This window comes from Bacillus atrophaeus, assembly GCF_001584335.1.
GTDB lineage: Bacteria > Bacillota > Bacilli > Bacillales > Bacillaceae > Bacillus > Bacillus atrophaeus.
The window spans coordinates 678,630-700,807 of record NZ_LSBB01000020.1 but is presented as its reverse complement, the minus strand read 5'-3'; the positions used below and the strand labels follow the sequence as shown (position 1 = coordinate 700,807).

Sequence of the window (22,178 nt, the reverse complement as noted above, 5' to 3'; positions counted from 1 at the left end):
TTGTTATTCATCTTTGGGATACTCAATTGTTTTGTAGCTGACGACTTTATTATCTACTGTCACTTGATAATACCCTTTTTGGCCCGGTTCAATCTTCAGTTCAATTGTACGTTCAGTCGGCTCTTTTATTTTAAAGTTTTCATAAGAGTCAGAAATGCTGTGATCTGCGTCATCAATTGAAATTTGGACCTCTAGCTCGTCCCCTTCTTTTTCCGGTTCATAAGGGATTTGAATTTTTTCTTTCACGGTCTTCACAGGTTTTTTTTCAGGTCCGAGTGAAAAGGTGACTTCGACTTCGTTTCCGGGCTTTAATGCCGTGCCTGCTTTCGGGTTTTGTTTGACTACCTGCCCTTCAGGAATATCGTCTGAGTGAGCTTCTTTTTCGACCAATGTCAGCCCGTTATCCTCAAGATAACCAGAGGCCGCCTGTTTGCTGTATGTCGTTAAGTCTCTGAGCGTAATGTCTTCAGGGCCTATGCTGACCGTCAGCTTTACTTGATCGTCACTTGGCACAAGATCGGTCCCTGCTGAAGGCTCCTGGTCAATGACCGTGCCGGACTCTTCTTCATCGTGAACCTCATTGACTGTTATGTTTTCAAAGCCCTTTTTCTTCAAAGCTTCTTTTGCCCGTTCAACGGTTTGACCCGTCACATCATTCAGCTGTGTTTTTGCTTTTCCCGTGCTTTTATACAGTTTAACGGATGCCCCTTCTTTTACGGTTGAATCCGCTTTAGGGTCTGTCTTCACCATTAAGCCTTCTTCAATTTTTTCGTCTGAAATTTCCAAGACATCCGAGTCGACCTGTAAGCCGTCTTTTTCAAGCAGATCAGCCGCTTCTTCATATTCCATCCCCTGAACATCGGGGATCTTGACATCTTTCGGCATAAAAAGAGATGGAAATACGGTTACGGCGAGCACTCCGGCCGTAATTAAAATAAAGCATACGGCCAATAAAACCCATGGCCATTTTTTCTTCTTGCCCTTTTTCGTCTTCTTTCCGTGAGGAGCTTCATCAGCATTCTCTTTGTCAGAGGGAGAGGCTTGATCGGCATCCTTTATAATGGGAATTGCTTTAGTCATTTCTTCATCTTCCAGTACGGAAAACTTCTTTTCGTTGAGCCGACGGGCATCAAAAGCTGTTTTGATGTCTTCTCCCATGTCCTCAGCGGATTCATATCGGTGAAACGGATCTTTAGCTGTGGCCTTTAAAATAACGTTTTCAACGCTTTGGGGAACCGCGGGATTCCATCTTTTTGCAGAAGGAGTCTCCGTTTGGAGATGCTTTAAAGCAATGCTGACTGCTGATTCTCCTTCAAACGGGATACGTCCGGTTACAAGCTCAAACAGTACGATGCCGAGCGCATAGATGTCTGATTTCTTCGTGGCCAAGCCGCCCCGCGCCTGCTCGGGAGACAGGTAATGAACCGAGCCGAGAACAGAATTTGTATGTGTGATCGTTGTGGAACTAAGGGCAGTGGCAATGCCAAAATCAGTGACCTTTATATTCCCCATATGGTCGATCAAAATATTGTGAGGCTTAATATCCCTGTGCACAATGTGATTGTGATGGGCATGTGCTATGGCTGAGACAATCTGCTCCATGATGCGGAGCGCTTCTTTAGGGTGAAGAGGCCCGTTTGCGGTTATGTATTCCTTCAGCGTCATGCCTTCCACATATTCCATCACAATATAATAGATATCTTCTTCTTCGCCCACATCGTAAATGCTGACAATATTCGGGTGGTCAAGGCTCGATGCCGACTGAGCTTCTCTTCGGAAACGTCTGATAAACTCATTGTCATTCGCAAAGTCAAACCGCAGTACTTTGATTGCGACTTCACGTTCAAGAATGATGTCCTCAGCTAAATAAACGTTTGCCATGCCTCCTCCGCCAATAACCCGGAGAATTTGGTAGCGCCCGCTGATCCGCTTGCCGATTAGCACTTTTCTTCACCCTCTTCAACATGTAAAGCAAGCTCAAGCAATACCGCAGTTATATTGTCTTCCCCGCCATTTTCATTGGCTTTGTCTACGAGCAGATTTACTTTTTCCTGAGGAGCTGATGTATCTTGCAAAATTTCTTTTAACTCCCGGTCTTCCACCTTATTCGTCAGTCCGTCTGAGCATAGAAGCAGCTTATCGCCTGGCTCTAATTCAAATGATCGGGCGTCAATGCTGATCGACCTGTCTGTTCCAAGAGCTTTTGTGAGTACATTTTTTCGCGGGTGATGCTCGGCGTCTTCTTTAGAAATTTCTCCAGTCTTCACAAGCTCATTCACAAGAGAATGATCTTCGGTCAATTGAATGAAATCGTCTTCTTGAAGCAAATAGCATCTGCTGTCGCCTATGTGGGCTACCGTCACCGATTTCCCTGTAAAAAGGGCGCACACAATCGTTGTTCCCATGCCTTGGCATTCTTCATGGGCTTGTGCGTGACCGTAAATCTGGCTGTTTACAGCGTGTATTTGTTCCTTTATCCACGTCTCGCATTCCGAAGGCGCAGAAGGAATGGTTTCCGCCTGATTCCACTTCTCTCCAATGGCTTTTACAGCCATCTTGCTCGCAACATCTCCGGCAAGATGGCCGCCCATGCCATCAGCGACAACCGCTAATATAAATTCGTCTTTCCCCTTAAATATGCCCGCATCGTCTTCATTGTGCTGGCGGATTTTCCCTGTATCTGTTTTTAAGGCTGTTAACAACCTCATCACCTCGTCTCGTCTTGACGCTCCTTCGCGCGAAGCTGACCGCAGGCCGCGTCAATGTCATGGCCTTGCTCTCTTCTGATCGTGACATTTACTCCGTGGGATTTCAACGTTTTTTCAAAAGCAAAGATCTGGTCCTTCGGCGTGCGGACATAATCACGTTCAGGCACATAGTTGACAGGTATTAAGTTGACGTGGCATTTCACGCCTTTTAATAACGCTGCAAGCTCTTCAGCATGTTCAACCTGGTCATTTACACCGCCAAACAGGCCGTACTCAAAGCTGATGCGTCTGCCGGTTTTTTCAATATAGTATTTGACTGCCTCCATTAAGTCAGGCAGCTTATACGCCTTGTTAATCGGCATCAGCCGGCTTCTGATCTCCGTATTTGGCGCGTGCAGAGAGATCGCGAAGTTAATTTGCATTTGCTGGTCTGCGAAATCGTAAATTTTTGGGATGATTCCGCTCGTTGACACCGTAATGTGGCGGGCTCCGATATTTAATCCTTTATCATGATTAATGATTTTTAAGAAAGCAAGCATTTCATTAAAATTATCAAATGGCTCGCCGATTCCCATAATAACCACAGAACTTACGCGCTCATCTGTTTCATCAAGCGCTTTTTGGACTTTCACTACTTGAGCAACGATTTCGCCTGCTTCAAGATTACGTTTCAGTCCGCCGAGTGTCGATGCGCAAAACGTACAGCCGATGCGGCAGCCAACTTGTGTCGTTACACATACAGAATTGCCATATTCGTGTCTCATTAAAACGGTTTCGATTGTGTAACCGTCATGAAGTTCGAATAAAAATTTCATCGTTCCATCCTGAGATGTTTGCTTCACCGCAGTTTTCAGCGTTGTGAGCACGAAATGGCTGCTTAATTTCTCACGCAGGCTTTTTGAAAGGTTTGTCATGTCTTCAAAAGAAGACACTCGTTTTTCATAAAGCCATTCAAAAATTTGTGCGGCGCGAAACGGTTTCTCTCCGTTTTCAGTGAGCCATGTTTGAAGTTCATCTAATTCAAAAGAATAAATGGACGGGTTTTCGGTCCGCAATTCTTTTCTGACTTTTGTTTGTTTTGATTGTGTCATTGCTTATCCCTTCTTTCTCATGCTGCAAATAAAGAAACCATCTGTTCCGAAATAGTGAGGAAGGATTTGAAGGCTTCCACCCCGAACAAAAGGTCTCGCCTTTTCAGGCAGCCGCTTTTCAAGAGACAAATCGGGTTCAAATTCAGGATGTTCTTGTATAAACGCATGGATTACTTCTTCATTTTCTGTCCGGTCCATTGTACACGTACTGTACACGAGTTTGCCACCTTTTTTTACTAATGGAGCGATTTCCCTTAAAATTGACAGCTGAATCTTGGCAAGGCGTGCACTGTCTTCAGGGTTTTTGCTGTATTTCATGTCGGGCTTTCTGCGGATAACCCCGAAGCCTGAGCACGGAGCATCGACGAGAATGCGGTCAAACTCATCATCTTGAAAGGCTTCCGATGCTTTGCGGGCATCCATTGCCTCAGGCTTGATGATTGTCAGTCCGAGTCTATTTGCCGCTTCTTTAATCAGCTTCACTTTATGCTCGTGAAGGTCTAGTGACAAGACCGATCCTTCATTTCCCATTCGTTCAGCGATATGTGTTGATTTCCCTCCCGGAGCCGCGCAGGCATCCAAAATGGTTTCTCCTGCTTCAGGACCAAGCGCTCGTGCGACAAGCATCGAGCTTTCATCCTGAATGGACACGTCGCCATTTTTAAAGAAACGGCTTCCCGCTATGCTTCCTTTTAAAAGCTTTACTGCATCAGGGGACAGGTCGCCTTTTTCAGCTTCTATCCCTTCGGCCGCCAGAGATTCAAGCAACTCATCTCTGTCTGTTTTCATTTGATTGACACGAAGGGTTTGCTTAGGCGGTACAAGGTGAATGCGGCAGATTTTTTCAGCTGCGTCAAACCCATATGCTTCCGCCCATTCTTTGACAAGCCATTCCGGATGGCTTGTCTCTGTCGCAAGCCGGGTGACAGGGTCATTAATGGCTGCAAATGACGGAACGCCTTCACGCTGTACAGAGCGAAGAACGCCGTTGACAAAAGAAGCAATTCCTTTATGGCCCCTTTTTTTGGCGATTTCTACCGCTTCATGAATGGCTGCCCTGTGCGGAATCTTTTCTAAATATTCCATTTGATACAAGGAAAGCCGAAGGAGCTGAATGACCCATGGCTTCACCTTAGCCGGTTTGTTGATGAACGGCTTGAGCATGTAATCCAGCGCCGTTTTGTTTTGCAGTGTCCCGTATACCAGCTCAGTCAACAGGCCTCTGTCCTGATCGCTGAGCTCATTCGATTTAATGACAGACTTGAGCAGCAGATTGCTGTAGGCCTGATTTTGATCCAGTTTCATCAGCGCTTCAAGCGCAATGTCGCGAACATTATTTTTCTTCATGTTTTACTCCTAATACGTCTCCAGTTTGCACATTTGCGCCTCTGACGAAATCCTCGCCTTTCATGCGCTTTTTACCTGCCGGCTGCAGTTCGGTTACTAACAAGGCTGTTTCATTGCCTGTCGCGACTACGATTCCATTCTCCTCAACAGCAATAACGGTTCCCGGTTCAGCTTTCTTTTGAGCGGGTGTTTTTTTCGCCGACCATATCTTCAGGTTTTGGCCGTTAAGCGTCGTATAGGCGACAGGCCAAGGATTCAGTCCGCGCACTTGGTTATAAAGATCTTCGCCGCTTCTCGACCAGTCGATCAGCTCCTGCTCCCGTTTAATGTTCGGGGCGTAGGTCGCTTTTCCTTCGTCTTGCTGAATCGGTGTTACGTTCCCTTTAATGACGTCAGGAACGGTTTGAGATAAAAGTTTTGCGCCGGCTTTGCTTAATTTGTCATGAAGCGTTCCGACGTTATCGTTCTCTTCTATGTCCACTTCAATTTTAGAAAGCATGTCGCCTGCATCCAGTTTCTCCACCATGTACATGATGGTAACCCCGGTTTTTTTCTTGCCTTGCAAAATCGAATAATGAATCGGAGCCCCGCCCCTTAATTCCGGCAAAAGTGACGCGTGCACGTTAATACAGCCATATTTCGGGCTGTCGAGCAGCTTTTTAGGCAAGATTTGTCCGAATGCCGCTGTTACAATCAAATCGGGTTTCAATGCGAGCACTTTTTCAATTTCTTCATCCTGTCTCACTTTTTCAGGCTGAAGCACCGTTATTCCATGGCGCAGGGCCTCTTCCTTAACAGGCGGAGGCGTCATAACCTTTTTCCTTCCTTTCGGCCGGTCAGGCTGAGTGACGACCCCCACAACTTCATATCCTTCATCTATAAGCGTTCTTAAAACAGGAACAGAAAAATCAGGCGTTCCCATAAAAACGATTCTCGTCATCCAATCATCCTTCCATATCCGCTAGTTCGTCTTCTGTATAATACTTGCTTACTTTTGAAGTGAACAGCACACCGTCCAAGTGATCCATTTCATGCTGTACAGCTCTTGCTAAAAAGCCTGCCGCTTCAAAGACAAACGGTTTACCCTGCCGATTATAGGCTTGTACTTTCACATAATCGGGACGGGTAACCTCTCCGTATAAATCAGGGAAACTCAAGCAGCCTTCAATTCCCGTTTGTTTGCCGCCGCTTTCAAGAATTTCCGGATTAATCAAGTCGATTCTGCCGCTTTCTTCGCCGATATCCACAACAGCAGCTCTTTTCAAAATGCCAATTTGCGGCGCTGCCAATCCGACACCGTCCATTTCAAGCATCGTATCGTACATATCGTCAAGCAGCTTTTTTAATTTTTTATCAAAAACAGTCACAGCCTCCGCCGGTGTTTCAAGAACCTCCGCAGGATGTGTGACAATTGGTTTTACCGCCAAAATAAAGCCCTCCAACACGCAGATGTTACATCATCATATAAGGATTCATATCAATTGAAATCGTTACATGCTTTTGTTCAATATCGCGTTTATAATGTTCCAGTATCTTCTTTAATACTTCTGACAACTGGTTTTCCTGTTTGTATTTTATCACGCATTGATAGCGATATCTATCTTTGATCCTGGCAATCGGCGACGCGGCGGGTCCGAGGATTTTCGTGTCAGCGCCGCAGTTCGCTTTTAAATAATGGGCGATTTTATCGGCTATGATTGCCGTTTTTGCCACTTCCTCATGGGAAACAGTCACAAGGGCCAAATAATAATACGGAGGGTAGGACTGTTCTCTCCTGTGCCCCATTTCCTGCTGAAAGAAAGATTCATAGTCATGTGTTTTTGTCAGCTGAATGCTGTAATGGGACGGGGTATATGTCTGAATGATCACCCGGCCCAGTTTTTCATGCCGGCCGGCCCTCCCGCTTACTTGTGTTAATAGCTGAAAGGTTTTTTCGGCTGATCTGAAATCAGGGATATGAAGTGTTGTGTCAGCGCTGAGAACGCCGACAAGGGTCACATTGGGAAAATCAAGCCCCTTTGCAATCATCTGCGTACCGAGAAGAATGTCCGCTTTTCCTTCCCCGAAAGCTGATAATAGCTTTTCATGAGATCCTTTCCTCGACGTCGTGTCCACGTCCATCCGTATCACTCTCGCATTCGGCAGCACCTTTGTCAGTTCTTCTTCCACTCTCTGCGTTCCCGTTCCGAAAAAACGGATATGCTCGCTCCCGCATTCCGGACAAGTATTTGGAACCGGTTCTTCATGACCGCAATAATGGCATTTGAGTCTCTGGCCGTAACGATGATAGGTCATGGAAATATCACAGTGCGGACATTGCGGAACATAACCGCAGTCCCGGCACATGACAAATGAAGAATAGCCCCGTTTATTTAGAAACAGCACCGCCTGCTCACCCTTTGCGATCGTTTCCTCAAGCTGTTCCATCAGTTCTAAGGAAAACATAGAGCGGTTGCCGCCTCTGAGCTCTTCCCTCATGTCAACAAGAGAAACTTCAGGCATCACCTGCTGATTGACACGGCTCTTTAATGACAAAAGCTCATAAACTCCTTTTTTCGCACGGGCAAATGATTCCAGTGTCGGTGTGGCGCTTCCCAAAACGACCGGACAGCTATGGTGCTCAGCTCGTTTGATGGCCACCTCTTTCGCATGATAACGCGGCATTTCCTCCTGCTTATAGGATGATTCATGTTCTTCATCGATAATGATCATGCCAAGATTTTCAAACGGAGCGAAAATGGCTGACCTGGCGCCTACTACAAGACGGACTTCGTTTCGGTGGATTTTTCGCCATTCATCATATTTTTCTCCGGTGGACAGCCCGCTGTGCATAACGGCGACCTGGGAGCCGAAACGGCCTTTAAACCGGTTGACCATTTGCGGCGTCAGCGAAATTTCCGGGACAAGCACGATCGCCTCTTTTCCTTTCGCAAGCACTTTTTCAATTGATTGCAAATAAATCTCTGTTTTACCGCTTCCCGTAACGCCATGAAGCAGAAATACTTTATGCTCGTCTTGATCAAGCGTTTCCCGTATCGATTCGTATGCTGCACTTTGCTCATCAGTCAGCGCAAGGGGCTTCGTTTTTTTGAACATTCTGTCCTGATATGGATCTCTGTAAACCTCTTCATGGCTTTCCTGAAGCAATCCCTTTTGGATGAGGGTTTTCAGTGTGGCCGCGCTTGTATTTGTCTTTTTGCAAAGATCCGCTGCAGAAAGCTTTAATCCTTCCTGGCCGGAGATGAAAAAATGAAGAACCGCCTGCTGTTTGGAGGCGTTTTGACTCAGCCCGGCAGCCTGCTTGGCAAGCTCCTCTTTCGGCACTTTTGCCTGTATCATTCTGATCATCTTTTTATTCGTTTTTTGCTTTACTTGATATGTGACATCTATATTGCCCTTTTGAACACATTTTTGGATGAGCTTTAGCGTCTCGCGGTCGGGAATATCTGAATATAACAGGCTCTTACGCTCGGAAAACAGCCGCTCAATTTGCGGCGGAAGCGGGTCATCACCCGATATTTTCAATTCCTTTTCATATTTTGCCTTTAGTGCCGCCGGCAGCATAGCCTGAAGCGCTGTTATTTTAAATGAGAGTGTTTTGTCTGACAGCCACGAGGACAGATCCATAAGCTCTTTTGTCAGAACGGGCGTCAGGTCTAATAAATCCTCTACTTCCTTGACAGACTTTCCTGCGAGATCAGAAGTTTCTTTGACAGCAGTCACAAAGCCTTGAATTTTACGGGGACCAAACGGGACAATAACACGCATGCCTGTTTTGATCATCCCTTTTAGATTTTCCGGAATTTTGTAATCAAAGGGCCTGTCGATGTTTTTTGTGCTGACATCCACGATGACTTCTGCAAAATTCATGACCGCTCCACGCTCTGTTCTGAAAACGCAACAATTTCTCTGAAAATTTCTAGAGAGACGTCAAACTTAGACAGTATCGGCAGCTCGCGTCTGCGCCCGTCTTTGAAAAAGAACGTGACAAGGTTTGTATCAGCGCCAAAGCCGGCACCTGCTGTTTTCACATTATTGGCTACGATCATATCAAGATTTTTCGTGTCGAGTTTTTTTCGTGCATAATGCTCGACGTCTTGTGTTTCTGCTGCGAACCCGACTAATATCTGCCGCTGTTTTTTCCCGCCAAGCTCTTTTAAAATATCCCCGGTCCGCTTCAGTTCAATAACAAGCGAGCCGTCTTTCTTTTTCATTTTATGGTCTGATACTGATGTTGGCGTAAAATCGGCAACCGCAGCCGTTTTAATGACGATGTCGCTTGAGTCGAATACAGAGAGCACGGCCTCACGCATATCCGCAGCAGTCTGGACGCTGATCAATTCATGCAGCCCTTTTGGCGGATCAATGGATACCGGGCCAGAGATTAGGGTCACGCGCGCTCCGAGGCTAATTGCGGCCTCTGCTGCGGCATAGCCCATTTTCCCGGTCGATTTGTTTGTAAAGAATCGAACCGGATCAACAGGTTCACGTGTCGGACCGGCTGTGATGACAACATGCTTTCCCTCGAGCGGAGCGTTTGTCTCTTCTGAAAAATGGCTTTCAGCGAGCTTCACGATATTCTCTGGTTCTTCCAATCTTCCTTTTCCGACGTACCCGCATGCTAAATAACCTTCACTTGGCTCAATAAAACGAAAGCCGTCTTGGTATAGGACTGAAATATTGCGCTTAACCGCCGGATGGTCATACATATGCACATTCATGGCCGGCGCAATCCAAACGGGTGCCTCCGACGCTAAAAGCGTTGTCGTCAGCATGTCATCTGCCAGCCCGTTGGCTAATTTGCCAATAACATTGGCTGTTGCGGGGGCAACGATGATGAGATCTGCCCAGTCAGCCGCATCAATATGGGATATGACGCTTGGATTTTGTTCTTTAAATGTGTCTGTATATACTTCATGGCGGCTTAACGCCTGAAAAGTCAGCGGAGAGACGAATTGACATGCCGATTCCGTCATAATGACTTTTACGTTTGCTCCGGCCTGCACAAGCTTGCTCGTTAATGCACACGCTTTATAAACGGCAATTCCTCCGCTCACACAAAGTAATATATTTCGATTATTAAGCAATGATTTCTCCCCCTTTTTTACACCGTTCACACAAAACCTACGGAAAAAAATAACAACCTATACTTGTCATAGGTTGCTACTTGTGTGCTGCTATTCGCGGTCTTCCTTTTCAATCAAAAGCAGGCCGGCATCAATTTCTTCCAATGCTTTGCCTACATATTTGTGTGAAATGGTATGCTCAATCTGCTGGTCCTTTTTGATTTGCATTTCACGCGCGCGTCTTGCAGAAACAGTCACCAGCGTGTATTTTGAATCTAATTTATTCATTAATGAATCGATTGACGGATCTAACATAAGTTATTCTACCTCCAGCATTTTCTTATATCTCGGAGCAATGCGTTCACGCTTTAAATGCTCCGCGAGGACAATTGCTTTAATTTTCTCGCAAGCTGTCTCAATGTTGTCATTTTCAACGACATAATCGTAAGCGTCCATCATTTCGATCTCAGCCTTAGCAGCTTTCATCCGATTTTCAATCAGGGCGTCTGTCTCGGTTCCTCTTGTGACAATTCTGTTTTTCAGTTCAGAAAGGCTCGGAGGCGCCAGGAAAATAAACAGACCTTCCGGGAAAGCGTTTCTCACTTGAAGCGCACCCTGGACTTCGATCTCCAAAAAGACGTCTTTTCCCTCTTGGAGCGTTTGTTCGACATAATCGACGGGCGTGCCGTAATAATTTCCGACATACTCAGCCCATTCAAGCAGCTTGTTATTTGCAATCATCTGCTCGAACTCATCCCTTGTTTTGAAGAAATAATCGACTCCGTCTGTCTCTCCCGCTCTCGGGCTTCTCGTCGTCACTGAAATCGAATATTCAAATTTTGTATCCTCTTGTGAAAATATTGCTTGCCTTACCGTTCCTTTACCAACTCCTGAGGGACCTGAGAGAACGATTAATAACCCTCTTTCTTTCATGCGGCAATTATCCCTGCCCTTCATCCATAATTTCTTCTTTAACTGAAAGTCTGTGTGCAACTGTCTCAGGCTGGACGGCAGATAAGATAATGTGATCACTATCCATGACGACAACTGCACGGGTTCTTCGTCCGTATGTAGCGTCAATTAGCATTCCGCGGTCTCTTGCATCCTGAATCATCCGTTTTATTGGCGCAGACTCCGGGCTGACAATCGAAATCATCCGATTGGCGGAGATGATATTCCCAAATCCGATATTAATCAGTTTAATCGTCATCTTCTACGTTCCCCCTGTAAAATAGACGTCTCTAGTCTAGCCTAGAGAGACCGTCTGTAAACAATACGCACAGTCGCTATTCTATATTTTGCACTTGTTCTTTTATTTTTTCAATAGAACTTTTCATTTCGACGACAAGCTTTGTGATCTGATGATCATTTGCTTTTGAGCCGATGGTGTTTACTTCGCGGTTAAGCTCCTGTACGAGGAAGTCGAGTTTTCGTCCGACAATTCCTCCTTCAGCCAATATATCACGGAATTGTGCGAAATGGCTCTTCAGCCTGGTAATCTCCTCCGTAATGTCAGAACGATCCGCAAAGATGGCGCATTCCGTTATCAGCCTGCTCTCGTCCAGCGCATCTTCCGTCCATTCCTTCATCCTGGTGTACAGCCGCTCCTGATATTGTTTCACAACCGCGGGAGCATGCGCTTTCACCTGTGCGGCAAGCGTTTCAAGCCGGTCGAGATGTTCGAGGCAGTCTTCCTTTAGAAGCAGCCCTTCTTTTGTCCGCATCTCACAAAGGCCTTTCACCGCTTCCTCAACGGCCTCCGTTAAAAATTCCTCAAGCTTGTCGTGCTGTGTTTGTTTTTCACGGATTTGCACCGCTTGCTCTAACTGTAACAATTCCATAACACCAGGTTCAGCGGTTAAGCTGTAGCGTTTTTTTATTTCACCGGCAGCGGTGACAAACTCATCCAGCAGCGCCCAATCAACCTTTACGCTTCTCTGTACGAGCGACTCGCTGTCAACGGATACAAAAAGCTCAATTCTGCCGCGCTGTATATTCTGTAAAATAATCTGTTTCAGTTTATCTTCTAAATATAGCAAAGGCCTGGGCAAACGAGCATTGACTTCTTTGAACCGATAGTTCACAGATTTCAACTCAACGGTTACAGAGAGATCATCTTGTGTTTTGCTTGCTGTGCCGAAGCCTGTCATACTCCGTATCATATCAAACACCCAATTCTTCCCTGTTCTCAAAATAAAAAGGCAATAGACATGCTATTACCCCTAAGATTATATCATACGAATTTATTTTTTTCTTGTCAAAAGTGACCCGGCCAGCAAAAAAGTAGGAATGGCCGACATACCGATCACTAAAAGCCAGTCTCCCGGTTTTATCGGAACGGTGTGGAAAATCGGCTGGAGCGCAGGATAGTAGATGACGATAACCATGAGCAAAATGGATGACAGAACCGCTCCTATTAAATATAGATTTTCAAACGGATTTCTATCAAAAATGGACGTTTCGCTTCTGCAGTCAAAAACATGAATCAGCTGGGCAAGCACCAATGTCGCAAACGCAACCGTCTGGGCATATGCCAAATTTTCAGGATTGCGGTGATACACGATAATGAAAGCCAGCAGTGTTGCGATACCTATTAAGAACCCTCTTGATATAACCTTCCATCCAAGCTTCCTGGCAAAAACCCCTTCTTTCGGCTGACGCGGCTTCCGTTTCATCACGTCGCCTTCCGGCTGGTCCATCCCGAGCGCCATGGCCGGCAGTCCGTCCGTCACCAGGTTCACCCACAAAATTTGAATCGGCACCAGCGGCAGCGGCAGTGCCAAGAGCATGGCAAAGAGCATGACTAAAATTTCTCCGACATTTGATGCCAGCAGGTACCGGACAAACTTTCTAATATTTTCATAGATATTCCGGCCTTCTTTAATCGCTGATTTGATGGTTGCGAAATTATCATCGACGAGAACGAGCGATGAGGCTTCTTTCGCTACATCTGTTCCTGTAATACCCATGGCCACGCCGATGTCAGCCTGTTTGATGGCAGGGGCGTCATTTACTCCGTCACCTGTCATGGCGACGATGTGGCCGTTTTCCTGATACGCTTTTACAATTTTCAACTTATGTTCAGGCGATACACGGGCAAATACATACACGTCATCGACAACACCTGCAAGCTCTTCGGATGAAAGCTCATTGAGCATCTGGCCGTCCATGATTTTTCCGCGTTTCGGAAGCAGGCGCAAATCTTTCGCGATTGCTTTGGCGGTTTCAACATGATCTCCTGTTATCATGACCGTTTTAATTCCCGCTTCCCGGCATTCTTTAATTGCCTGTCTGACTTCCGGCCGCGGCGGATCAATGATGCCGGAAAGCCCAAGCAAGGTCAGGTCTTTTTCAGCCTGCTCCATCGTCGGTTTTTCCCCGGCTTTCAGCGGTTTAAAGGCAACAGCGATTGTTCTGAGCGCCTGCGAAGCCAAATCTTTCAATACGGCATCCGCTTCTGACTTTCTCCCTTTAGTAAAAAGCTCAGCCGATCCGCCGTAAAAAATGTTGGCGGAACGCTGCATCAGTACATCGGGCGCGCCTTTGGTGATCACGTATTGTTTTTTGTCCCTGTCCTCCACGATGACAGTCATCATCTTGCGGTCGGAATCGAACGGAAACTCTTCTATCACCCGGTAATGAGATTGTACAAAGTCATTAGAAAAGCCAGCTTTTCTTGCTGCCGTCAAAAGAGCCCCTTCTGTCGGATCGCCGTCAAGAATATATTCGCCGTCTTTTTTCTCAATAATCGATGTGTTACACAGCGCGCCATATAATAGCATCTGCTGAAGCGGTTTATGATGGTCTGCGCTTGTTTCTTTTCCGTTAAGTGTAAAAGCCCCTTTCGGCTCGTAACCGACTCCTGATACATTCCATGTCTTCCCGCCTGACCAAACGTGTGTGACTGTCATTTTGTTCTGGGTCATGGTGCCCGTTTTGTCTGAACAAATAATAGACGCGCACCCGAGCGTTTCAACGGCAGGCAGTTTTCTGACAATCGATTTCTGTTTAATCATCCGCTGTACGCCGAGTGACAAAGCCACTGTGACGATTGCCGGCAGCCCCTCCGGAATGGCGGCTACTGCCAATGACACACCGGCTAAAAACATACTGTACAGGTCATGTCCTTGAATGACGCCGACAGCTACGACAAGAACGGTCAGCAGCAAAGCAACGACGATTAAGATTTTCCCCAGCTGCTCCAGCCTTCTTTGCAGCGGTGTAGAAAAAGTTCCCGCTGATTCAAGCATGTCAGCAATTTTTCCCATAGCCGTCTTCATTCCTGTGCCTACAACAATGCCGACACCGCTTCCTCGCGTGACGATCGTCCCCATAAAGGCCATATTTGTAATATCACCAAGCGAGACATCGGGCTTTTTCAACTTATCCGCATGTTTGACAACCGGCAGGGATTCTCCGGTTAATGCGGACTCTTCAATTTCAAGGCTCTTCGCCTCGACAATCCGGACATCTGCGCCAATTCGGTCGCCGCTTGCAAATTTCACAATATCACCGGGCACAAGCTCTTTTGAAGGGATTTTCGCCCAGCTTCCCTCCCTGAGCGCCATGACATGCGGTGTCGATAACTCTTTTAAAGCTTGCAGCGATTGTTCAGCGCGCCTTTCTTGAAAAAACCCAAGTATACCATTGACAAATACAATCGCAATAATGGCGATTGCGTCTACATATTCGCCCAGAAAACCGGAAATGAGAGTCGCCGCAAGCAGCACAAGCACCATAAAATCCTTAAACTGTGAGAAAAACAAAACAAGCGCTGATGTTTTTTTGCCTTCTTGCAGCTCGTTCGGCCCGTGCGTTTCGAGGCGCTTTTTCACCTCTTTCTCTGTTAAACCCTGTTTCATGGACGTGTTTGTTGCTTCTACCAAATCGGTTTGTTCCATTTCATGAAACTTCATTCGACTCGTCCACTCCCCTGCTTTCTTTAGAGATATCACTCTATAAGCAAGCTTATTCTGACTCGTCCCATTTCATGCTATAATTATCGAATGCAGGATTTAATAAGAAGAGGGTGTTTTGCATATGTCGTTTGATGGCATGTTTACATACGGAATGACACACGAATTAAATGAACGGATTACAGGAGGACGGATTACAAAAATCCATCAGCCTTTTAAACATGATGTAATTTTTCATATCCGGGCCAACGGAAAAAACCAAAAATTATTATTATCAGCCCACCCAAGCTATTCACGGGTGCACCTGACAAATCAGACGTATGAAAATCCGAGCGAGCCGCCTATGTTTTGTATGTTGCTGAGAAAGCACATCGAGGGAGGCTTTATTGAAAGCATTGAACAATCAGGCATGGACAGAATTATGATATTCCATATTAAAAGCCGGAATGAAATCGGGGATGAAACCGTCCGTAAGCTTTATGTTGAAATTATGGGCCGCCACAGCAATATTATTCTTACGGACGGGCTTGAAAATACCATCATAGACGGGCTTAAACATTTATCACCGTCTGTTAACAGCTACCGGACCGTGCTGCCGGGTTATGATTATAAAGTGCCGCCCGCGCAAAATAAGATGTCTCCTTTGGAGGCAACTGAGGATGATATTCTGCGGCATCTCAGCTTTCAGGAAGGCAAGCTTGACAAACAGATCGTTGATACGTTTTCCGGCGTCTCCCCGCTTTTTGCAAAAGAAGCTGTTTTCAGGGCCGGGCTCGCAAACAAAGTTACATTGCCTAAAGCGCTTTTGGATCTCTTTGGCACAATGAAAGAGTGTAAGTTCGCACCAGAACTTACAACGGCAAACGGGAAGGAATATTTCTATCTTCTTAAGCTGACCCACCTGAAAGGGGACGGACGCCGTTTCGATTCGCTCAGTGAACTGTTAGACCGTTTTTATTTTGGAAAAGCAGAGCGTGACCGGGTGAAACAGCAGGCTCAGGATCTTGAACGTTTTGTGGCGAACGAACGGAAAAAGAACGCAAATAAAATCAAGAAACTGGAAAGAACACTTCAGCATTCCGAGAACGCAAAAGAATATCAGCTCTATGGAGAACTGCTGACAGCCAATTTGTTCAGGCTGAAAAAAGGCGATAAAGAGGCCGATGTCACAAATTATTATGAAGAGGAAAGCCCGCTCATCACCATTCCTCTGAATCCGAACAAAACGCCTTCCGAAAACGCGCAGGCGTACTTTACAAAGTATCAAAAGGCGAAGAACTCAGTTGCTGTCGTAAAAGAACAGATCAGCCTTGCAGAAAAAGAGATTGAATACTTTGATCAGCTCATTCAGCAGCTGTCCTCCGCCTCTCCAAGAGACATAAGTGAAATACGGGAAGAGCTAGTGGAAGGAAAATATTTGCGGCCTAAGCAGCAAAGAGGACAGAAAAAACAAAAGCAGCACACGCCTGTTCTAGAAACATATGAATCCTCAACAGGACTTACGATTTTAGTCGGGAAAAACAATAAACAAAATGAGTATTTAACAACAAAAGCCGCTGCAAGAGACGATATTTGGCTGCATACCAAAGATATCCCTGGTTCTCATGTAGTGATCCGAAACAGTGATCCGGATGAGCAGTCCATCCTTGAAGCAGCTACGATCGCAGCCTATTTTTCTAAAGCAAAAGAATCCGGCTCTGTTCCGGTGGATTATACAAAGATCAGACATGTGAAAAAGCCAAACGGAGCAAAGCCCGGTTTTGTCACTTATGACAGCCAGCATACCGTGTTTGTAACACCAGATGCTGATGTCGTGATCCAGCTGAAAAAAAGCTGATGTTTTGTAGGTGTAAGGGCTGACAGCATAGCATTCTTTCGCTCTGCTGCTTCGCAATTTGATCAACGACAAAGAACTGCCGTGTATGCGGCAGTTCTTTATGTATTTCTTCTTTTTTTATATAGTCTCTCAACCTCAAGAATACATTCCTCGTCAATCAGCTGATCAATTTTTTCTGCAAGCAGCTTTGTGTGCTTCGGACTGGCTCCATTTGTGGCAACTGAAACCTTAATATGCCCTTTTTGGACGATTTTCGGCATATACACGTTGCCAAGCTCTGCGGCACTCACACAATTGACAAGCTGAGAAGGAGAGGCGTTCTTTGCGATCTGCTCATTGACGCCTGCGTCATCTGTAGCGGCAATAATCAGAAATGCCTCGCGGAGGTCTTCTTGGTCAATTTTCCGCGGTATCCAACGGATCTGATGTTCCTCTGCCATCACCTTGATTTCAGGCAGCGCGCGCGGACTGATCAGGGTGATATCCGCCCCTTCGGTAAGCACCGTTTTCACCCTGCGCAGGGCAATCTTTCCGCCGCCCGCTATTACGACCTTCCTGTCACGCAGGCTAATGTGAAGCGGCAGCATATAAACCTCTGTCAAAATAAAACTGACCGTTTTGATTTTCTATGGTTTCATTCACACGATGTAAAAAGGCGGTTTTTACATGAGGATGAAAACCGAGATATGCGGCGAGATAGATATGCGGATTAACGTCTCGAAGCTTTTTCACTTCTTTCTCAATCTCACTCATCAGCATACCGGTAAACAGCAAGTACGGCACAACAAAGACCGGAGTGCCGTCACCTTGTTTCAATTGTGAAAAAACGTTCCGATAATTCGGTTTGCACGCGGTTAAAAAACAGGGCATTACTTCTTTGACAGGCGCCATCCGTTGAAGGCGCTCGGCGATTTCTGTGACATCTTTTTTCACGGCGGGATCTGAACTCCCTCTGCCAATCAGCACAACTCGTGCGTTTTCATAAGGAGCACCTGTTTCTTCTAAACGATTGCACACTGCTTTAACCACTTCATCGTCTACCCCGATCGGCTTACCGTATGTGATGTTGACTGCAGGATAACGGGCGGCAGCGCACGCAATTTCTTCGGGAATATCTTTCTTTGCATGAGCTGCCGTTAAAAGAAGCAGAGGCACCACCGCTATGTGAGTGGCACCTTGCTTTATACATGCTTCAAAGCCCGTCTTAATTGACGGCTCCTGCAATTCTAAAAAACTGATTTCCTGAATTGGCGCGGAGACATGCGCCTTGCATCCTTGTAAAAATGCTGCCGCTTCTTTTTGCGCCTGTTTCAGCCGGCTTCCATGACCAACGTATAATACTGCTTGTTTCATATTACAGCGCCTCGCTCAAATCTTGTTTTTTTACATCTGATTCAAACCATTCAAGCTTATAATGAAAATTCACAACATCACCAATGACGATTAAACTCGGATTCTTGATGTCTTTATTTATCACTGTTTCTGAAAGAGTATCCAATGTACAGATGACAGATTTTTGTTTATCCGTTGTGCCCCAATGGATAAAGGCTGCCGGTGTCGCGCCGTCACGCCCGTTTTCTAGAAGAAGCCTTTCAATCTGCCTGACATTTTTGATTCCCATATAGATGACAAGGGTATCAATACCTGTCGCCAGCGCTTTCCATTTTTCCTCAAAGTTTTCTTCTTTTTGATAGTGCCCTGTCACAAACGCCACGTTTGAGCTTGCATCCCTGTGAGTGACGGGAATGCCGGCGTAAGCCGGTGCTGCGATGCCTGAGGTAATGCCCGGCACAATCTCAAAAGGAATCCCGTGTTCGGCAAGGCTTTCCGCTTCTTCTCCCCCTCTGCCGAACACAAAAGGGTCTCCGCCTTTCAGCCTTACAACAGTTTTTCCCTTTTTAGCATACTTCACCAGAAAACGATTGATGGTTTCCTGCTTCATGGTATGAAGATCCGGAAGCTTTCCGCAGTAGATCAGGTCGGCTTGTTCTTTAGCATATTGTAAAATATCTTTGTTTACTAATCTGTCGTATAAGATCACATCAGCTTTTTGAATGGCTTTCAGTGCTTTGATCGTCAGTAAATCAGGGTCTCCGGGACCTGCTCCAACGATATATACTTTCCCCATCAGCAACTCCCCCCGATCAGTTCGAAATCTTCCAGAACTTATATCGTTCCGTATGTTATTCTTTTCAGCCAGACAGATTTCAGTCAGATCGTCTTCATTCAATTTCATTCGCAGCGGCACGAGCTCCATAAAGCTGGCAAAGATGAAATTGTCTTTCCTATTTGTGAACTTGACATCTCACAAATAAAATTGATTCTGTCCTATCCTTTTAGTTCAGGTTCTTTTTCACAAATTCGATCAGCTGCTTTTTGCACTCTTCGCGCTCATTTTGTCCTGAATCCAGAACGAGCTCCGGCGCTTTCGGCTCCTCGTACGGTGAATCAATGCCTGTAAAAAACGGAATTTCACCGTTTCGCGCTTTTTTATAAAGGCCTTTCGGATCTCTTTGTTCACAAATATCAAGGTCGCATTTAATGTAGATTTCATAAAATTCGCCCTCATCAACCAGCTGGCGAACCTGCTTGCGGTCTTCACGGAACGGCGAGATAAAAGCTGTAATCACGATGGTGCCCTGCTGAACGAAAAGCTTTGCAACTTCTCCGATTCTGCGGATATTTTCTTTTCGGTCTTCGTCAGAAAAGCCCAAGTCATTGTTTAAGCCGTGGCGGATATTATCCCCGTCGAGCACAACCACTTGATAGCCCTGTTCAAACAGTTCGCGGGCTGCCGCATTAGCGATTGTTGATTTGCCGGAACCGCTCAGCCCTGTCAGCCAGAGAATAGAGCTTTGATGTTTATTTTTTTGCTGATATTCTTCTTTTGTAATTGAGGCTTCATGCCATACGATATCACGATTCGTCAAAGTTGCTCCTCCTTAGGACACGCCTGCTTCTTCTTTTTTCTTTAATCCTTTGATCAATACTTCAACAACGTGAGACCGGCTGAATTCTGCGGGCGGCATGATACCGTCTCTGAGCATTTCCCTCACTTTTGTGCCGGATAAAATGACATGATGCTCCCTGCCGTGCGGGCATGTTTTCGCAGTCGCCATGTTTCCGCATTTTTCGCAGAAAAAGCTGTGCTCAAACTTCATTGGCGTAATGCCGAGTTCTTCCGGTGTGAACTGTTCGAAAAGCTCTTGAGCCTCGTAAGTACTGTAGTAGTCGCCGACGCCGGCGTGGTCGCGGCCGACGATGAAATGGGTGCAGCCATAATTTTTTCTTACGAGTGCGTGGAAGATGGCTTCTCTTGGACCTGCATAACGCATCGCAGCTAAAAATACGCCAAGGAACACACGATCTTTCGGATAATAGTTTTCGAGCAGCACCTGATAGCTTTCCATACGCACATCAGCCGGAATGTCGTCTGATTTTGTCTCTCCGACAAGCGGGTTCAAAAACAAACCGTCTACTGTTTCCAGCGCTGTCTTTTGAATATATTCATGCGCTCTGTGAACCGGGTTCCTCGTTTGGAATCCAACAATCGTTTTCCAGCCGTTTTCAGCAAACTGGCGTCTCGTCTCCTGCGGTTCAAACGTGAATTCTGGAAATTGCTTTGAAGCTTTCTTAATCAGCGTAATCGGCCCACCGACATACGTATCGCCGCGGCTGAAAAGTTTTTTCACACCCGGATGCTCACGATCATTTGTTTTATAAACATTCACAGCTTCTTTTTGTTTATCAGGCACATACAAGTCTTCAATCTGAACGACGCCGTATGTTTCTCCTTCATACGTTAACTTTACAGTTTCACCGATTTCAAGTTCTGCCGCTTTTTGCGAATCAACCGGCAGCGTAATTGGAAGAGACCAGACAACACCAGATGACAAACGCATGTTTTCAACAACTGACACGTAGTCTTTTTCAGTGAAGAAGCCTTCAATCGGGCTGTATGCGCCTATCCCAATCAGTTCTAAATCAGCAAATGAAATTAAATCAAGCTCTATTTCTTTCTGAATCTCTTTCACATTATACATCTCATTTACACGATTAACTAATGTTCCTCCGTGCGGTGCTAAACTCATAATTTATATTTCCTCCTAGTTAACAGATAAATAAACTCAGATTAATAATTAAATTCCTCCGCCCTGCTCATGAACCGAGCGGCTCTCTTTACGGATAGCTTTCATCAGACTGACTGCGCCGCCGGCTGCTAAAAGCACGCTGGCCATCATAAAGACTGAATAATAATCCCCTTTCAGGAACAGGGATACAAGCAGATACGATGTGGATAATGATAAAAACGGCGAGACAACCCAGACTTTCAGCATGGTTCTTACCACTTGTTTATGAAATACATTGGGCCCGTTTTTCGCCATTCCAATTCCGATAATAGACGAAGACGTGACTTGTGCGAGCGGCACCGGCAGACCGAATACAGAGCTGATGATGACCAGTCCGGCTCCTGTTCCGGATAGCAGAATGCCTTCCCCTTTTGAAAATTTCGTTATTTTCTTGCCGTTGGTTTCTAATACACGCCCGCCTAATAACAGTGCTCCAAGCGCTACAAATATCCCCCCGTACAGGGTACCTTTTGTTACATCTAAGACACCTGCGGCAACCAACGGGCCTACAGCGTTGGCGACGTTGTTCATTCCTGCCGAAAAGGCTTCGAAAAATCCGGCAAACAACAGGATAATCCCAAGTGTTTTTTGCTTTCTGGAAGATTTCACTTCAATCTTAAAGAATTGAAACAGCTTTGAAACGAAAAATGTGAAACAAAATGCGACAAACGGAACGAGAATCCAAAATACAACGATCATGAGTAAATTGTTCAGAAACAATACTTTATATGCTACTCCTACACCGACAACTGCTCCGACCGTTACTTCACTTGTTGATAAAGGAATCCCCAGTACATTAGCCGTAAAGAGCGATAATGCCGCAGCGCCGATAATAATACAAACAATTGTCAATGTAATCGATTGTTCCGGTATAATGCCAGAGCTGATTGTTTTCACAACCTCGCCGCCGCCGATGACGGCACCCGATAACACCCCGGCCGCACATATGAGCAAAGCGTACAGTTTCTTTCTGACAGCTCCTGATCCGTAAGCAACTCCCATTGAAGCCGCAGCGCCGCTTGCTCCGATATTGATTGCGAAAAACAAGCTAAATAAAATAGCGGCTAGTTCCATTGCGCAGCT

At 45.8% G+C, this 22,178-nt stretch carries 20 protein-coding genes; 1 reads left to right on the top strand and 19 read right to left on the bottom strand.

From position 1 onward, the window contains the following. Positions 1 to 3 precede the first annotated feature (3 nt). From pknB to AXI57_RS17125, 13 genes are all read right to left on the bottom strand, one after another. Positions 4 to 1,944, bottom strand: a complete 1,941-nt coding sequence (pknB, locus tag AXI57_RS17185) for a Stk1 family PASTA domain-containing Ser/Thr kinase (RefSeq protein ID WP_061670759.1) — start codon at positions 1,942 to 1,944, stop codon at positions 4 to 6. After that, complete coding sequence (locus AXI57_RS17180) at positions 1,938 to 2,702, bottom strand: Stp1/IreP family PP2C-type Ser/Thr phosphatase (protein ID WP_003328993.1); 765 nt, start codon at positions 2,700 to 2,702, stop codon at positions 1,938 to 1,940. The genes pknB and AXI57_RS17180 overlap by 7 nt, the downstream gene beginning before the upstream one ends. 5 nt (positions 2,703 to 2,707) lie before the next feature. Then, positions 2,708 to 3,799, bottom strand: coding sequence for a dual-specificity RNA methyltransferase RlmN (rlmN, locus tag AXI57_RS17175; protein ID WP_061670758.1), 1,092 nt, complete (start codon positions 3,797 to 3,799; stop codon positions 2,708 to 2,710). 3 nt (positions 3,800 to 3,802) lie between these two features. Further along, on the bottom strand, positions 3,803 to 5,146 hold the full coding sequence (gene rsmB / locus AXI57_RS17170; RefSeq protein ID WP_061670757.1) for a 16S rRNA (cytosine(967)-C(5))-methyltransferase RsmB: 1,344 nt from the start codon (positions 5,144 to 5,146) through the stop codon (positions 3,803 to 3,805). Then, on the bottom strand, positions 5,133 to 6,086 hold the full coding sequence (gene fmt / locus AXI57_RS17165) for a methionyl-tRNA formyltransferase (protein WP_061670756.1): 954 nt from the start codon (positions 6,084 to 6,086) through the stop codon (positions 5,133 to 5,135). Before fmt ends, rsmB begins: the two co-directional genes overlap by 14 nt. A 4-nt stretch (positions 6,087 to 6,090) precedes the next feature. Then, a complete protein-coding gene (gene def / locus AXI57_RS17160) occupies positions 6,091 to 6,573 on the bottom strand; it encodes a peptide deformylase (protein ID WP_061670755.1) in 483 nt (160 codons plus the stop codon). A 25-nt stretch (positions 6,574 to 6,598) separates the two neighbouring features. Continuing rightward, the gene (priA, locus tag AXI57_RS17155) at positions 6,599 to 9,016 is read right to left on the bottom strand and encodes a primosomal protein N' (protein WP_061571529.1); all 2,418 of its coding nucleotides are present in this window, start codon (positions 9,014 to 9,016) and stop codon (positions 6,599 to 6,601) included. Further along, positions 9,013 to 10,233 (bottom strand): bifunctional phosphopantothenoylcysteine decarboxylase/phosphopantothenate--cysteine ligase CoaBC, encoded by a 1,221-nt coding sequence (gene coaBC / locus AXI57_RS17150; RefSeq protein ID WP_061670754.1) that lies wholly within the window; start codon positions 10,231 to 10,233, stop codon positions 9,013 to 9,015. Before coaBC ends, priA begins: the two co-directional genes overlap by 4 nt. Positions 10,234 to 10,323: 90 nt before the next feature. Beyond that, on the bottom strand, positions 10,324 to 10,527 hold the full coding sequence (rpoZ, locus tag AXI57_RS17145; RefSeq protein WP_003329001.1) for a DNA-directed RNA polymerase subunit omega: 204 nt from the start codon (positions 10,525 to 10,527) through the stop codon (positions 10,324 to 10,326). A gap of 3 nt (positions 10,528 to 10,530) precedes the next feature. Continuing rightward, the gene (gmk, locus tag AXI57_RS17140; protein WP_003329002.1) at positions 10,531 to 11,145 is read right to left on the bottom strand and encodes a guanylate kinase; all 615 of its coding nucleotides are present in this window, start codon (positions 11,143 to 11,145) and stop codon (positions 10,531 to 10,533) included. A 7-nt stretch (positions 11,146 to 11,152) separates the two neighbouring features. Then, on the bottom strand, positions 11,153 to 11,422 hold the full coding sequence (gene remA, locus AXI57_RS17135) for an extracellular matrix/biofilm regulator RemA (RefSeq protein ID WP_003154355.1): 270 nt from the start codon (positions 11,420 to 11,422) through the stop codon (positions 11,153 to 11,155). A gap of 76 nt (positions 11,423 to 11,498) precedes the next feature. Next, entirely contained in the window at positions 11,499 to 12,374 is an 876-nt protein-coding gene (locus AXI57_RS17130) for a YicC/YloC family endoribonuclease (protein ID WP_061670911.1), read from the bottom strand. A gap of 81 nt (positions 12,375 to 12,455) precedes the next feature. After that, complete coding sequence (locus AXI57_RS17125; protein WP_061670753.1) at positions 12,456 to 15,128, bottom strand: calcium-translocating P-type ATPase, SERCA-type; 2,673 nt, start codon at positions 15,126 to 15,128, stop codon at positions 12,456 to 12,458. Positions 15,129 to 15,252: 124 nt separating this feature from the next. On the opposite strand from AXI57_RS17125, the gene AXI57_RS17120 reads away from it, so the two are divergent. Further along, positions 15,253 to 16,965, top strand: a complete 1,713-nt coding sequence (locus AXI57_RS17120) for an Rqc2 family fibronectin-binding protein (protein ID WP_061670752.1) — start codon at positions 15,253 to 15,255, stop codon at positions 16,963 to 16,965. Positions 16,966 to 17,063: 98 nt separating this feature from the next. Here the strand turns inward: AXI57_RS17120 and AXI57_RS17115 are convergent, their stop codons facing one another. The 6 genes from AXI57_RS17115 to AXI57_RS17090 all read right to left on the bottom strand — a co-directional run bounded on the left by AXI57_RS17115 (position 17,064) and on the right by AXI57_RS17090 (position 22,169). Further along, positions 17,064 to 17,552, bottom strand: coding sequence for a precorrin-2 dehydrogenase/sirohydrochlorin ferrochelatase family protein (locus AXI57_RS17115; RefSeq protein WP_061670751.1), 489 nt, complete (start codon positions 17,550 to 17,552; stop codon positions 17,064 to 17,066). Beyond that, positions 17,533 to 18,318: a sirohydrochlorin chelatase gene (locus AXI57_RS17110; protein ID WP_061670750.1), complete on the bottom strand. Its 786-nt coding sequence runs from the start codon at positions 18,316 to 18,318 to the stop codon at positions 17,533 to 17,535. The genes AXI57_RS17115 and AXI57_RS17110 overlap by 20 nt, the downstream gene beginning before the upstream one ends. A gap of 1 nt (position 18,319) precedes the next feature. Continuing rightward, on the bottom strand, positions 18,320 to 19,093 hold the full coding sequence (cobA, locus tag AXI57_RS17105) for a uroporphyrinogen-III C-methyltransferase (protein WP_061670749.1): 774 nt from the start codon (positions 19,091 to 19,093) through the stop codon (positions 18,320 to 18,322). A gap of 208 nt (positions 19,094 to 19,301) precedes the next feature. Further along, the gene (gene cysC / locus AXI57_RS17100; RefSeq protein WP_003329009.1) at positions 19,302 to 19,895 is read right to left on the bottom strand and encodes an adenylyl-sulfate kinase; all 594 of its coding nucleotides are present in this window, start codon (positions 19,893 to 19,895) and stop codon (positions 19,302 to 19,304) included. A 12-nt stretch (positions 19,896 to 19,907) separates the two neighbouring features. Then, positions 19,908 to 21,056 (bottom strand): sulfate adenylyltransferase, encoded by a 1,149-nt coding sequence (sat, locus tag AXI57_RS17095; RefSeq protein WP_061670748.1) that lies wholly within the window; start codon positions 21,054 to 21,056, stop codon positions 19,908 to 19,910. Positions 21,057 to 21,104: 48 nt separating this feature from the next. Further along, on the bottom strand, positions 21,105 to 22,169 hold the full coding sequence (locus tag AXI57_RS17090; protein WP_061670747.1) for an inorganic phosphate transporter: 1,065 nt from the start codon (positions 22,167 to 22,169) through the stop codon (positions 21,105 to 21,107). Between the last annotated feature and the right edge of the window lie 9 nt (positions 22,170 to 22,178).